9 protein-coding genes and 2 pseudogenes are annotated in these 13,179 nt (G+C 62.5%); 2 read left to right on the top strand and 9 right to left on the bottom strand.

What is annotated here, in order from left to right; translation table 11 throughout:
- Nucleotides 1-21: 21 nt before the first annotated feature.
- The 8 genes from ACEN9K_RS10230 to ACEN9K_RS10195 form a co-directional block, all read right to left on the bottom strand.
- A complete protein-coding gene (locus ACEN9K_RS10230; RefSeq protein ID WP_134164286.1) occupies nt 22-1,170 on the bottom strand; it encodes an ArdC-like ssDNA-binding domain-containing protein in 1,149 nt (382 codons plus the stop codon).
- A gap of 84 nt (nt 1,171-1,254) precedes the next feature.
- Complete coding sequence (locus ACEN9K_RS10225) at nt 1,255-1,767, bottom strand: hypothetical protein (protein WP_134164287.1); 513 nt, start codon at nt 1,765-1,767, stop codon at nt 1,255-1,257.
- A complete protein-coding gene (locus tag ACEN9K_RS10220) occupies nt 1,760-3,565 on the bottom strand; it encodes a type IV secretory system conjugative DNA transfer family protein (RefSeq protein WP_495635655.1) in 1,806 nt (601 codons plus the stop codon). Before ACEN9K_RS10220 ends, ACEN9K_RS10225 begins: the two co-directional genes overlap by 8 nt.
- A gap of 8 nt (nt 3,566-3,573) precedes the next feature.
- Nucleotides 3,574-4,788: a putative type IV secretion/conjugal transfer ATPase gene (locus tag ACEN9K_RS10215; protein WP_133247125.1), complete on the bottom strand. Its 1,215-nt coding sequence runs from the start codon at nt 4,786-4,788 to the stop codon at nt 3,574-3,576.
- Nucleotides 4,789-5,015: 227 nt separating this feature from the next.
- Complete coding sequence (locus ACEN9K_RS10210; RefSeq protein ID WP_495635654.1) at nt 5,016-6,515, bottom strand: SCO6880 family protein; 1,500 nt, start codon at nt 6,513-6,515, stop codon at nt 5,016-5,018.
- Entirely contained in the window at nt 6,508-7,569 is a 1,062-nt protein-coding gene (locus ACEN9K_RS10205) for a type IV secretion system protein (protein WP_495635698.1), read from the bottom strand. Before ACEN9K_RS10205 ends, ACEN9K_RS10210 begins: the two co-directional genes overlap by 8 nt.
- 312 nt (nt 7,570-7,881) lie before the next feature.
- Nucleotides 7,882-8,169 carry a hypothetical protein gene (locus tag ACEN9K_RS10200; protein ID WP_109864358.1) on the bottom strand — a complete coding sequence of 96 codons (288 nt, stop codon included), beginning with the start codon at nt 8,167-8,169 and terminating at the stop codon, nt 7,882-7,884.
- 693 nt (nt 8,170-8,862) lie between these two features.
- Nucleotides 8,863-9,180, bottom strand: a complete 318-nt coding sequence (locus ACEN9K_RS10195) for a hypothetical protein (RefSeq protein WP_495635653.1) — start codon at nt 9,178-9,180, stop codon at nt 8,863-8,865.
- On the opposite strand from ACEN9K_RS10195, the pseudogene ACEN9K_RS10190 reads away from it, so the two are divergent.
- Nucleotides 9,179-9,643, top strand: a pseudogene (locus ACEN9K_RS10190) (transposase); the annotation flags it as partial. The gene ACEN9K_RS10195 and the pseudogene ACEN9K_RS10190 sit on opposite strands and share 2 nt — an antisense overlap.
- 569 nt (nt 9,644-10,212) lie before the next feature.
- Nucleotides 10,213-10,488, top strand: coding sequence for a hypothetical protein (locus tag ACEN9K_RS10185; RefSeq protein ID WP_495635652.1), 276 nt, complete (start codon nt 10,213-10,215; stop codon nt 10,486-10,488).
- A gap of 152 nt (nt 10,489-10,640) precedes the next feature.
- Here ACEN9K_RS10185 and ACEN9K_RS10180 read toward each other — a convergent pair.
- A pseudogene (locus ACEN9K_RS10180) lies at nt 10,641-12,797 on the bottom strand (amylo-alpha-1,6-glucosidase).
- Nucleotides 12,798-13,179: the final 382 nt, after the last annotated feature.

Below are 13,179 nucleotides of genomic sequence, written 5' to 3'. Positions count from 1 at the left end.
TCCCACGCTTCAAAGCCGGTCTTACGGGCCAGAAATCTCCAGGCCACGCGATGGTTCCTCTGCCGGTTTCACGCCCGCATATGTTTCCTGGCCTTCAACGTGCAGGGAGGCTTCCGCAGCCGGAACCTTCCCGCCCAGTCCTGGCGGATCGGTCATTTCAAGAATTTCCTTGCTTGCGGCCGTCACCCGGCCGAGCACTGATTTGGCAATATCCACGCGTGAGGCCGGCGACTTTCCAGAAGTAGCCTCGGCTGCTGACTGCTCCGCTTCGATAACTGCATCAGCCCAGCCCGACAGATAGCTTGCTGATTGAGGCCCTCTATCAATTCCGTGCGCCTTAAGCACCGTGTAGGCCACTGACTCCGCCTCGACTTCGGCCAGCCCGCGGTGGTCCACGCTGCTTCCATACAACTTGCCCACATTGTCGTTCGGGCCGTGGAGCAAAACGTGCCCGAGCTCATGCGCGAGCACCGCTGCGCGTTCCTCTGAGTTCAGCCAGCCACCCACCTGAACGCAATGCTGGGCAAAGTCCGTGAAGCCGCTTGTGAGCCCGAACTGCGAGTCCGTGACTTGCACTGAGAAGCCGTGAGCGCGGGCAACTTCAGCCAGCGACTCCCACAGCCGCGGCACCTCGACTGACGTGAGCCCAGCTGATCGAGGAACCAGCAGCGGGGTACCCTCGGTCTGGGAGACGTCGAAGACAGCCTGGCCCCGCCAGCCAGTGATGAGCGTCTTCTTCCCCTCGTCAACGGCGCCGTTGGGAGCCTTGTCGCCAACAGGGATGCGGTGACGCGTGCCGTCCGGCAAGAGCAGCTGTTGAACGCGGGCCGTCCTTGGCGCAATCACCCACAAGGCATGCTCACCACGAATAACATTCCGCCCGTGCCGCTCCCATTCCTTGAAGCCCGCCACGAGCGTGGGCTCATCGGTACCGCGCTGTGCCATCTGCATCATCAGCAGGGCAACATTCCCGCCGGAATAGCGCCACAGGCTGGCGGAAGCGTCAAGGAGAACCTGCCAATGTGATGGCGCCTCGACAGCCTTTTCAAGAATCGAGTGCAGTCCGTCCATCAAGGCAGCAACACGTTCCTCGGGCGCCAGTCGCTGAGGCTCCAACTGGGAGTTCGGGCCAGCGGAGGGGCTTGACGGAACTTCGGGTGCAGCGGCCACGACAGCCACCCTTCTGTTTCTTGGACCGCAGCTCAGCTGCGCAGACACCAGTTCATGGCGACCAGGTCATTGGAGCGACATGACTCAGAATTCGGGAACCAATTGATGGGCCGCCTTGCACCAGTCGAGGAAGGCCGGATCGTCGGTCGCAAGCATGCGCGGTGCGGGATCCTTGTGTGCCTGCAGTCCTACGCATCCGGCCGCCCTGGTGTGCGTCCTAAGACGTTCGACGGCGTGTGGGAGCCTTTCATGGAAGGCGAGCGGCCCGAAGCCAGGATCGTCCGTTGTGTAGGAGGCCAACTCCGCGCGGTGAAGCGCGTACAACTCAGCCACGATCTCAGGGTGACGCCACCAGCAGTCCGGGACGACCGACGTCGTCAGTTGGTAGGTGGCCACGAGCCATCGCACCCACGCAAATAGCGATCGCCATGCCTCCTGTGATTGCTCGGTCGTCATCTCCCGCCAGCGGCGGGTCACGGACTTGGGCCCAGCCTGTCCGGCAAATGCCGACCTGAAAAGTTGTGCAGTAATCTCGTCGTCCCCAAAGGAACCCGAGGAGGGAACATCAAACTCGTCGACGTTGTCACGGCTATGCATCAGGAGCCCCTTCGGTCTTCTGTTGACGCTGCTTGTGCCCGTCGGCCAACAGGCGCTCCATCTCAGCCTTCAGGCGGCGCAGTTCCCCGGCGTCCTTGCGCTTGTGCCATTCCAGGAGATCCAACAAAATAGGCCGCGTGCGCCGACCCAGCATGAGTGCGGTGCCAGCAGGGAGGCGTCGAATCTCGTCCAAGGCGATCACCGGACGGTCGCGAAGCTGTTCACCGTCCTGCCGGCCCTGTGACGACCAGGAACGCGTGGTGAGCGTCAGGCTGCGCTCGCCGAGCAGACCGGCGAGCGATCGGAGGTCGTGTTCGTCAGATCCGCCTCCGAAAATCACCTTGATGATGGCGGAGTCCCATATTGTTGACGCTTCATCGATGGACCAGCCCGAACGGGCCTGAGAAAGGGATTGGAGGACGACGAGGGTGGAGATGCCGATGCCGCCGCCATCAGCCAGCGCCACGGGTAGGCCCGGCCAGGGAGCCAGGTTGGCGATCTCATCGAGTATGAGGGACAGCGGCGGCTCAAGCCTGCCGCCTGGCGAAACGAACGCCATTTCGCGTGCCGCGCTGTCAATGTCGTCGATCAGGGCGGACAGGTATGGACCGGCAGCAGCCGCGCCTGCGCGCGTGCCGATCAAATAGAGCGTGCCCCGTTCCCGAATGAACGCCTTCGGATCAAACTCCTCGGACTCATCCTGCGGGTTCAGTGCAGCCAAAACCTTCGGTGAAGACAGCGGGGCAACCGCTGCCGAGACACCGATCCAGGAGTTCGAGGTATTCCGCGGGTCGTCTTCCAGGATTCCCATCAGGTCTGACTGCCAACCAAGCGCCGCGCCAGGCGTGCCCAGGACTTCCAGCGCTTCCCGGGCAAGCACAGGGCTGGAGGACCAGCGTCGGAATGCAGCCACTCCCTCGCCGGACAGGGCAGCAGCATGGAGCAGGCATTGGAGGACGATCAGCGAGCGCTTCTGCCACGCAGCGTTTTCGCCCTTCATCTCCGTGTCCGCGGTAATGACCAGCGCTCGCCGGGTGGCAACGTCCGGGTCCTCACATCCCCGCACCGGTGACCAGCGGAGGGACGACGGCAAGCCTGACATGCCTTGGGGATCGAACACCGTCACCGGGCGCCCGTCAGAAGCCCTTGCCTTCATGGTCACTACAAGGTTGTCAGCCCGCGTAGACGTCGTTACGACGGCACCGGGCGCGTCGAGGATCGCATTGATGACCACGTAGAGGCCCTTGCCGGACCGGGGAGCACCCTGGATCACCATCGATTCTTCAGTGGAAACGTGGACCGTGACGCCGCGGGATCGGCCCAGGGTCCAGGACAGATCCTGCACCGAAGGCTTCACCAGTCCCGGGCGCGTGAACTTCCCCCGCTTCTGCACCGCCCTCGCCCCAAAATCGTGGACGATTTCGGCGCGACGGGCAACGCCGTCCCGGTTCAGGATGTCCTGCCGGAGCCATGCCCCCGATTGCTTCCACCGCCTCCACGCAACCAGCGCAGCCACGGCGAGCGCTCCGACCAGCAGCAGGGCCGGAGCCAGGATCCACCAAACGCTGTCCGTGCCGACTGCGCAGTCCCCACTGCGGATGACTATCCAGTCCATCCTGTTGGCCAAAAGTCCGACGACGGCACCCGGGTTGAAGGGCGACGGCGGCAAGGCGCCGCAGTGCCAAGAGGTCGCGAGCTGCGCCGCGGCCTGCACCAACGCGCAGAGAGTTACGTAAGCCGCCGCTCCAACGAGGGCAGCGGTGACGAGCGGATTGTCGCTGGCAGCCCGGGAACTCACTGGCTGTCTCACAGCATCCTGCCGTCAGTCCCGAAAACGTCCAACTCGTCCGTTGTCACCCGGTTGGCAACGATGAAGGAGCGGTTGCCGACCTTCCAGAGACCGACGCCCTTCGGAAGATTCTCAACGTGCTCGCACTCGGCTTCGGTAAGGCCCAGCGCTTCCTTGGTAAGCCGCATTGCGTCGTGCTTCTGGCGGTAGATGATCCTGGTGTCCGCTTCGGTGAGGAGACCCAGGGCTTTCTGCCGATGTCCGCTGGTGCTGTCACCGATCTCGTTGAGGTCAGCGACTTTATGCATGATCAGCAGGTTGGCGATGCCGTAAGTTCTGGCCAAACGCCACTGTTCGCTCATCTTCGCCAGCATGTAAGGATCAGCGAGCATCCGCCAACCTTCGTCGTAGACGACAAGGCGCTTGCCGCCGTCGGGATTGGTGATCGCCGCCTCCAGCCAGGTAGCGCCGCAAGCGGCCGCTAACGACAGGGCTTGCTCCGAAGCCCCAATGAGCGCCGAAGTGTCCATCACCATCATTGGGGCGTCCGCGTCGAAGGCTACGGTGGACGGAGCATCAAACATGCCCTCTAGATCACCGGACACCGTGCGTCTAAGGGAATGGCTGACGGCGGTTCCGCCCTCGACCCCGACGAGAGCCACCATCTCCTTCGACGGTCGCAGCAAATGGTCAAGCACCATGGGCAGCGTGGGGTTGGAGTTTTCCGCCATTGTTTCCATGAGGGCGATATCCAAGGCCGTGTGCTCGACGGGTCGGAGCGGCATTCCTTGACGCATGAGGGAGACAAGTGCCACCAGGAGATACCGGCGCCGCTGGCGAACGACAGCCTGCCACTGTGCTTCAGTGAGGGCGCTTGACCGTGGCCCGGCGTCCAGTGGATTTACTCGTGCGGGACGGCCTGGTCCGACGGAAATGACCTTTCCGCCTACAGCTTTGGCGACGGCAACCCACTCACCCTTGGGATCGGAGGCGACGGCGGCTTTCCTGCCCAATGTGATGGACCGCGCGACGAGCGACTTGCCGCACATCGACTTGCCTGTGCCGACGGTTCCGATAACGACGATGGATGGGCCGCTGATGATCCCTTTGTCGTAAAGGATCCAGGGATCGTAGGAGAAGGCTCCTGACCCGAAGACATCGGTTCCGATGTAGGTGCCTTCATGCCCCAGCCCGGACTCTGTGAGGAACGGGTAGGCGGCCGCGAATGTCATGGTCGAGGCGCGGTGCGGCGCCGGACGCAACCGGTGTGGGCCCCGGAGCGAGTTCGGCTCCTTGCTCCCCCAATCTCCCGTGAAGCGAAGCTTCTGAAGTCCCGGCTGTTCATCCTCCGACGGAGCACTCGCCCGCTTGGACGCCCAAGGTGCGGACCGCCGTCGTGCTTTCTGATCCCCCCGACTTACCCCCGACGGAAGGTACTCGAAGCTGCCATTCGTCTTGTTCATCGCAGTCCTCTTCCCAAGGGCAAGGCGCTCGCAACGAAAGCCGCCCATTGCTGTCCGTAGAGAAGCCGCAGCTCAACGAAAGCTCCCGCTGCCGCGGACTCAAGCTCCTGGCGGTGTCGTGCCAAGTCCTCCAGTGAGGTCGCTGTGACGGTCATATAAGAGGCCGGACGGACGTCACCGTGGCCGGCGACAATCTCTTCCTCCCTCTGTGTCACTTCTTCTTCCTCGGCCCTTTGCTCACGCGTGAGCGGCCTGTCGAAGCGGGCATTGATACGGCGACGGGTCTCGTGGGCTTCCTGGGCTGAACGGATGTCGCGCAGAGCTTCAGCGGTCGGTACCGCCCGAATAACCTCGGTGAAGGTGTGGCGGAATTCGCCCACATAGATCAGAGGGTGGAGGAAGCCCGGGAAGACTTTCTGCCGCGGCCATTCAGCAATCCAAAAGGTCTGGTGGAAGCCGGCATCTGTCCGCAGGTAGGTCCAGTGCTCCTCTACGCCCATCGGGCCTTGCCTCATGAGCTCATCCGTAGACTCTGCTGCTGGTGCACTCGACGCCGAAGCTGTCGCGGCCATCGCTTTGCCGGCGGGCAAAAGGGCAGGATCGAAAGCGCCGCGAATGGTGGCAAGCAACCCCGCCTCGCCGAACCATTCCTCGACCTTGACGTTGTGAGTACCCAGCGACGTTCGTATCGCATCGACTTCGAGCCGCAGGACGTGTTCAAGGCCGGTGACGCCCCCGCCCGACTCCCTGATCCGCCGTCGCGCCTTACTCGTGTCCAGGACAACCGCGACGACCAGCTCATGGCTCATAGCCGAGCTGGCGGCCCCCAGTAAGTCCTCGTATGCACGATGGCCCCACCCAGCGGCTTCCTTGTTGTCCCGAGCCGGCAGGGCATTTTCCCTGTAAAACTCCCAGAGTGCCGATGACGGGTAGGGCACGGTGTAGTCCTGAATGGCGATGCGGGCAATGCTTTGCCGCTGGGCCATGCCGGCCTGAACCCGTGACCAGGCCTGGACTGCCCACGCTTTATCGTCAGCATCCAAGAGAGCGAACGAACGCGTACTGCATCGGAGCACCGCGATTGCTTCCTTGCCGTGGCCATCGACCAGGAAGCATTTCCCATGGGCGGTAGTTCGAATCTCCAGAGTGCCCAACCCGCCCGGAAGGGCAAGTCGGCCGGCGAGGCGTGGAGCTTCAGGCTTTACGAGAAACCTCGTCTGGCCCGCAGCTGCGCGGTAAAAGAACGTCGCGATCTGTTGTGCCCAGACCGGATATGGGACACGGGAGTACTGCAGTATTCCGAGCAGTATCAGCGCGAGCCACATGGGTCCAGTGGTGAATAGACCGACTGGACCGTGGCTCGCAGAGGCAACGATGGCTACCGTGACTCCCCCGGCCACAATGAGCAATTGGTACCACTTGAGCCCGAGGAAGAAACCGCGGCGTTCGTACCTTGGGAATTTGACGGCTTCCAACGCACGCCCGTCTTCAGACATGGGGGGTGCCTCCCTTCGGAGGATCAATTCTTGCTGGCTGGGGTTTCGGAGGCTGCGGGCTCGACTGGCCTGGCGTGTGAGCGGGAGGCCGCGCTCGCGGTCCCGGTTCGGTAGGTGTGCTCTGCCGGGCTGGCGCTGGAGCGGCGCCGCCTTGGCTTGGCGGACTTGCACGCACGAACCCCCTGGGTTCAGCGGACTGGGGTGCATCCGGTGATCCGGTTGACGATCCTGTCTTCAAGGCTCTCTGTCCTCCATCGGGGTCCGGTGAGGTCAACCCGGCGGGCACAGGAGGTGCTGACACCTGTGTCGGGAAGACGTTACGGCTCGAACTGATGGGCCGTGTCATGGCGGAACGACTCACCATGTTCGCGAGAGTCAGTCGGCCGCCTGCCTGCCTACTGATTTGCCGGGCCGCAACACTGGTGCTTCGCGACAGAACGTGGCCACCGCCAGCCGTTTGAGCGGCTGCAGCCAGTTCCCCTCCAGCGAAGCTCACGAGGCGCAGGGCCATCATGGGTGCCCCACATGCGAGGGCCATGCCTACGGTTCCGGCTGCCAAGCCCGCGAAGGACTTGGAATCGGCAAAGAGCTTTACGGCGACGGCCAAGACTGTTGCAGCCAAGGGCTTGGCCACAACCAACGCGATAACGACCTCACACCAGCGACGAGCCCAGGATTTTGTCTTGTCCCAAGGCAGCAGCATGAGGGCCACGGGGGCGACGGCGGCGAGGACAACGAGGGCGAACGAGCGGAAGATCATCGAGCACATCAGAATGAAGGCGAGTATCCAGACGACCACGACGGCCATCATGGTCACCACGGCCGCGCCCGCCGGGCCGCCGGTGTTTCCGGGAGCCAGTGAAACCAGGTTCCATTCCCGGCCACTTCCCTGCGGCGCTCGTTCAAAGCCGAAGAGCCGCATAAAGACGAGATAGGGATCAGAGCCAATTGTCTGAAGCAGAGCGGCAGACGCTAGATCTGTTGCCCTCGTCAGCTGACGGACGAGGCACACGGCGGCGCCCACCAACGGGATCGCGAGGGCGCCACCTACCATCGCCCTTCCAATGCGTCTCGGTTGCTGGCTAATCAGCCCGGAGAGCAGTTGCAGAATCATGACGACGGCGAGCGGAGTCAGCATTACAACCACCCACCAGCTCGTCAGTCCTTCGATCGACACCCATTGGGAGTCGTCGACGTTCGACACAGTGAAAGCACCCGTGATGAAGGCCCACAGCCACGACGCCATGTTCTGCAGAATGTTTGCGAACAGTGACGTGACCGCGCCGAGGGCGTTATCGTTTGCCTGCGACACCAAGCCGCATCCGGGCGGCCACCATCCATTGAGATCGCACTCAACGGGCATGACCTAGAACCCGAGAGGGAATGCGGTCTGCGACCAAAGGATGTAGCCGTTGATGCCGCCAAGGATGGCAGCCACGGGGCCTGTCCAGAGGAGGATCACGCCTCCGCTGGAAGCCAGGCGCGACGATTGGCTCAGCTTCCCGGCCAGCAGCAGGGCTGCGCCGATGATCGCCACGATGGCGATGATGATGAAAGCGCCGACCAGGATGCCGCCGCCAATTTGTTTGAGCGATTCGAGGAAGGGGAAACTCGCATTCGGCGTGATCCCCGGGTCTACCGCTGCCAAAAACATGGGTGCTCCGTCCGTCGTATTCCATGAAGTGAGCAGATGAGCTCACACGTCCATGGAAGGAGCAGTGGTCAGCGACATGACCTGAACATCGAGCACGCCCTTCGAGCGGCGTGACGACCAGACGTGCAATGACCCGCCCCGTTGTTGAGGTAGGAGATGGGTCACTCAGGCCCGTTTTTCCCCTGTTCAGGCGAAATTCTCGGCGTCCAATGGTTCCTGGCGTGGCGATTAAGTCGACCGGGCCGAGCATGACCGGGGGCGATGTCGATCTCGCAGAGACGTCAGCGAGTTGTCTGACTAACGGACGTTGGGTAACGAGGTGAGGGTCGGCATGCGCCCCGGTCGACTTGATCACCACGCCGCAGCATCGATGGTGGTGAAGTTCGTCGCCACACACTGATCGTGAATAGTCTTGCCTGCTCCCGGAGGAATGCGAATAACATTGTGAGCGGACGGTGCTGCGGTCCTTGCATTATCAGGCAGAACGGTGCGAACACCACATGAACACTAGGGCACATATCTAAGAGCCGACCACCAGTGTGAGCCCGCCTGATCAACGCTCGCCTGGTTCAGTTGACGTCCGCGCGACGCTTGCCGGGCCTTGGCAAATCCAGGGGTTCTCGCCAGCTCGGTCTGTATGACGAAAAGAAAGAACCCCGACAGCCTGGGCTGTCGGGGTTCCGTCGAGGCCTGTCAGGAGCCGCTGATCTTCCCTGCCGCGATGTGCTGCTGGGCGCGATGCTGCTGCTCATCGTCGCCGTAGCGCGCCACCGCCGTTATCAGATCCATGCCGTCCTCAAGTCCGCCATAGATGTCCTCCAGCCGCTCGCGCGAGCCGCCGAGCAGGCGGATACCGCCCAGCGCGTTGATCTGCTCGAGCTGCAGGTACGCGCGGTACACGAGGTCGACGTGCACACCGTCATCGGCGGTGAAGGGGTTCGGGACGTAGTCGGCGTCCGGCGTAAGGCCACCCGTGTCGAGGCCAAACTGGGCCAGCTCGTTCTTGTTCATGGATGCTTCTCCTTGCTTTTGGGACTGTCACTCGGCTGTGACGACTCTCGACTTGAGACCGTCAGGATGCCCCCGGCCGGGCTCCGCCTGGCTGGAACGCCTGCGGGCCGACCATGATGCTCACATTGCTTTGGACGTCACTTACCTGGCGTACCAGGACGCCATCGACGCCTTTCAGCATACCGATGGGTGGACCAGCAAGCGTGGCATGCAGAAAGTGAATGAGCCGTTGCGCAAGGGCCTGCCGGAAAGGCTTGAAGAGCTTGCCCGGGTGGGCAGGACGCTGTGGCCCGGACGGGCTCAGGTGCCGGCGGTCTACAAGCGTGGAGGCGCATCGAACGGTACGGTCGAAGCGATCAACGGTCGCCTCGAGCACCTCCGCGGGATCGCTCTGGGCTTCGGCCACTTCACCCACTACCTCACACGCAGCCTCCTCGAAGCGCCTGGTGGGATGCCGCCACACTATGGGACTCGCGGCACGCGCTCTTCTGCGGCCGCAGGAACCAGGAGATCGAAGTCGATCCGGACAGCGGCCTCTTGCACACGATGGAGGTCTGACTCGCGGACATGCGGACGGGATGCTCTGGAGAGTGGGAGTCTCAGCAGAGCCGGAGTGCGACATGCACATCTGAGGCCCGGGCCTCGAAACCGGACCCCCGGCGCGGCACCGGGGGCACCAGTTTTTCTTACCGTCGACGTGTTGCGACCCCGCTTGATCCCCACCTCGAGGTGGTCCTATGCGCGTGGCAGCACGGTGGTCCCACCACGCTGGCAAGCGACATCAACCGGTTCGGACTCAAAGGGTGCCAAGGATGTCACGCGGAACTACCAGCGACCCATCGATCGGCCAGCAGCCCGAGTCTGCGTTGATCGGCCCGATCCGGCGGAACCCCCTCACGGCGTTCTGTATCGCCCCGTTGAAGAAAACAGCCATGACCGCGCCACCGCACGATGAAACAGCATTACGCGTCTCCCACCTACTACGCATCCGCCCCGCTGTCGGAGTGGAGGCTGTCCGGCGCAGGATCCCTCGTGCCTCCACCCCGAATTGCTGAATTCATTGGGGACAAGCCGGAACCGGCCCGGGTGGCACAACTCAAGGCTCATCGGGAAGCGCTGGCCCGGCGGACGTCCAGACAGCCGGCGACGCCCGTGGAGCGGCGGAGGGACGCCCTCAGGCAATACAGGAACCGCACCAGTTACAGCCAATTACTGGGAGCCAGCACCAGTGCAGCGCGCATCGACCCGGAACGGCACGCGCAACGCGAGGCAGAGGCCATCGAACGCATCATGGGCCGCAAACGCTAGACCGTATGTATAGGGCGCCAAAACTCCACCCGCGCCGACTAAGGGGAACGAAGAGCGCCGGGACGACTTTTGTCGTGATCCCGGCCAGCGCAGCAGGATTCACGGTCAACGACTGCGGGTTCCGGTGGATCGGAGGCTACCAGCGGGAGCAGTTATGTCTCGGGGTGGAGTTTTACTTGTTCCATGAGTTCTGTCATCCAAAGCCTGTGCCCTCTGTGGAAGGTCATTTGCTCTGGCAAGCCGTGGACTGAGGCGTTTGTGCCTGCCTCGTCGATGGTTACCAGGCCGGCTTCTGTTGGCGCGTTGGTGATATGCAGGTCACCGAAGGATTCCGGGAGGACAGGGTCAAGCCAGAGGCCGCGCTGGGACACGTAGACGTCATAGCGCAACAAACTTGTCACCAGAAAGATGGGCGTTGTGGCCGCCCAGGCCTGCGGGGAGCACGCCGTCGGGTAAGGCACAGGCTGTCCAAATTTGGCGCGGTCAAAGCCGCAGAAAAGTTCCGGGAGGCGGCCGTCGGAGTATTCTGCGGCTTCCAAAAGCGCGGTCGCGATCCGTTGAGCCTCGCTGACGAGCCCGAAGCGCATGAGGTCTGCCACTATGACCGCATTATCGTGGGGCCAGACGGAACCGTTGTGGTAGCTGGCCGGGTTGTAGGAACCATGTTGCTCGCCAAGGTCCGGACTCCCCAGCCGCTGAACATTTCCGGGGACATCAGCCGCTCGGCTACAACGGTCACCTTGTCCTCGTCCACGATTCCGTACCAGAGACATTGCCGCATCTTGGACGTGCAGGCGTCGACAGGTCGCTTGTCCTTGTCGAGGGCGACGGCATAATAGCCCTTGTTGGGCAGCCAGAACTGCTCGTTGAACCGTTGCTTCAGCCGGGCAGCACCTTCCTCAAGCTCAGCAGCAAGCGCCCTGTTGCCTGCATCATGGGCCATCCATGCCCGGGACATGTACGCGCTGTAGGCGTATGCATGCACTTCGCAGAGCGCGATCGGTGCTTCCGCGAGGGTCCCGTCGGCGAAGTTGATCCCACCCCAGGAATCCTTCCAGCCCTGGTTGATCAGGCCCTGAGCGTTGAGACGCTTGTATTCGACGAAACCGTCACCATCTTTATCGCCGTAATCCCGAATCCATTCCAAGGCGCGGTCGGCGTGGGGCAGCAGGGCTGCGATCGTCTTCCTGGCAAAGCCCCAGCGGCTTACTGCTCCCAGGACGTTGACGAAAAGCGGGGTAGCGTCAGCGCTTCCGTAGTAGGTGTTTTTGCCGCTCAGGGCGAGTCCGCTGGAAACACCAAACCTCACCTTATGCAGGATCTTGCCCGGCTCTTCCTCGGTCAGCGGATCCACTACGCTGCCCTGGCGCTCAGCCAGAGTCCGGAGAGTTCCCAATGCCAGGGACGGGTCCACTGGCAGATCCATCTCCGAAGCCCACAACGAGTCCCGGCCGAATAGGGTCATGAACCAGGGTGCGCCCGCCGCGACTACCACTCTCTCCGGATGATCGGGGTCCTCGATGCGGAGGGCACCCAAGTCGTCGTAGCTGCGTCGCAAAGTCCGCTCGACAGATCGGTTCCTCATTTGGACGACAGGTATCTTGGCCATCCACTCCTGTTGCCGAACATCGTGCGGAGAGGCTTCACCGGCAGGATGATGCAGGAACGGCACAGAAGGGGGTCTTGCCGTTGATGCTCGGTACGACAGTGAAGCGGATGCTTCGGTCCCCTTTCGCGGGAATAACGAAGTCAAACACAAGCTCTTCTGACGGGGACTCGACTCCATCGGCAGTTACGACGACGCTGTTTTGAATGTCCTGCCATGTGGAACGGATTGTCAGGGATCCTGCCTCCGACTGCCGCACCTCGTCCCATCGATGGTTTACACGGGCTTCCTTCACCTCGAACAGGTCCGCGAAGTCCGCTTCCACATCGAGACGGACCAGGCATTCGGCAGGATTCAACGAATAGTTGCTGACTGTTACTCTTTCGACGATGCCGGCGCCGACCTCCCGTTGTCGTTCCACGAGCAGCGGGCTGTCGGCATAGCCGACCGACCGGGGCACACGTCCGGCAAACAGCGGCCGATAGGGTTCCTTCGTCTCCGCCGCAAGTGGCTCCACTGGCTGGCCGTTGATCGTGAGGCTCCAGCGGGACAGGATGCGGGTGTCCTGGAAGAAGACGCCATGTGGCAGATCCGGATGAATGTCGCCGTTGGGCTGCGAGATACAAAAGGATGAGCCCTCGACCAGCGTGACCGTTCCTTCACCCAGTGGCCCGGCTGCTGTATCTGCGTTCCATCCGGCCATTCTCTGGCTCCTTCAACGGATCGGTAGAGGTCGGCAGCTGGATGCTACAGGACCTGATTTCCGCGACGGCTACTGCTCAAGTTGACGCTACGCCTGTCTGACCCCCTGGACCAGAGGAAAAGCCTGCAAGTGCATCGGCGTTCCCCAGAAGGTCTTCATCATCCGGTCCCCCGGAACACGCGCTGCTGGCGTGGATCCGCACCCGGCCGGCGGCCCTCAAGGCGGCCGGCACAAAGTGTCCTCCCGCGCCGTACCTAATGGGTTGCTCCACTGTGAAAGTCCAGACTCTTTGGACCGGCCGAAGTCGGGAATCCGGCAAGACGGCGTACGACGACGTGACGGTGCCCCAAGGTAAGAAACTCCAGTATTAAAACGAAATTCG

Source organism: Pseudarthrobacter sp. Pseusp20 (genome assembly GCF_059492155.1).
The sequence above is the reverse complement of the archived record's forward strand: the minus strand, read 5'-3'. Positions and strand labels throughout refer to the sequence as shown.